Source organism: Geodermatophilus sp. SYSU D01176 (genome assembly GCF_054050015.1).
Genome location: NZ_JBJGYN010000114.1, coordinates 1 through 1,308 on the forward strand (window position 1 = coordinate 1; position 1,308 = coordinate 1,308).

Annotated in this window: 1 protein-coding gene; it reads left to right on the forward strand. The window is 69.7% G+C overall.

Annotated features, from left to right (window positions below; translation table 11 throughout):
• Nucleotides 1–126: 126 nt before the first annotated feature.
• Nucleotides 127–1,308, forward strand: a 1,182-nt coding sequence (locus ACI78Z_RS24960; RefSeq protein WP_457039228.1) for an IS256 family transposase, incomplete at its 3' end; no start/stop codon positions are given.

Genomic DNA, 1,308 nt, shown 5'->3' on the forward strand with positions numbered 1-1,308 from the left:
TCGGTGACGTCCCCGCTGGTGGTGTAAGTCCAGGTCACCGCTCGCCTTGGTGATCACGCCAGGGGGCCACCGTGTGATGGTCAGCGAGACCACGGCAATGGTTCTCGCGGAAGGACACAGCACACGATGGCCCTGGACCAGTCTGCCCTGCTCGAGGTGCTCCAGGCACTGAAGGCCGCCGACGTCGACGACCGAATCCGCTCGGCGGCCACCACGATCTACCAGGCGTTGATCGAGGCCGAGCTCACCGCGGTGATCGGTGCGGCGCCGCATGAGCGCACCGACGCCCGCACCGCCCAGCGCAACGGCTCCCGCCCGCGGGTGCTCACCACGAGTGCCGGGGATCTGGAGCTGCCCATCCCGAAGCTGCGCGCCGGGTCGTTCTTCCCCTCACTGCTGGAACGCCGCCGGCGGATCGACCAGGCGCTGTTCGCCGTGGTGATGGAGGCCTATCTGCACGGCGTCAGCACGCGGAAGGTCGACGACCTGGTGCGGGCACTCGGGGCCGACACCGGCATCAGCAAGTCCGAGGTGAGCCGGATCTGCGCCGACCTGGACGAGGAAGTGGAAGCGTTCCGCGACCGGTCGCTGGCCGAGACCGCGTTCCCCTACGTGTTCCTCGACGCGACCTACTGCAAGGCCCGCGTCGACCGGCGGGTGGTCTCCCAGGCGGTGGTCATCGCCACCGGAGTGGCCGCCGACGGGCATCGGGAGGTGTTGGGCTTCGCCGTCGGTGACTCCGAGGACGGCGCGTTCTGGACGGCGTTCCTGCGCTCGCTGAAGGCCCGCGGCCTGGCCGGGGTGCAGCTGGTCATCTCCGACGCCCACACCGGCCTGAAGGCCGCCATCGGCGCCGTCCTGCTCGGCGCCAGTTGGCAGAGATGCCGGGTGCACTTCATGCGCAACGTGCTCGCCCGGGTGCCCAAGGGCAACGCCGAGATGGTCGCCGCCGCGATCCGCACGGTCTTCGCCCAACCCGGTGCCGAGCACGTGCGCGCCCAGCTCGACGTCATCGCCGGCATGCTCGGCCGCCAGTTCCCCAAGGTGGAGCAGATGCTCCGGGACGCCGCCGAGGACCTGCTGGCCTTCACCGCCTTCCCGGTGGCGCATTGGAAGAAGATCTGGTCGACCAATCCGCTGGAGCGGCTGAACAAGGAGATCAAGCGCCGCACCGACGTCGTGGGCGTCTTCCCCAATCCCGAAGCGCTGCTGCGGCTGGCCGGTGCGGTGCTGGTCGAGGCCCACGACGAGTGGCAGGTCTCCGACCGTCGCTACCTCTCCGAAGGCTCCATGGCCCTGCTGAAGCGG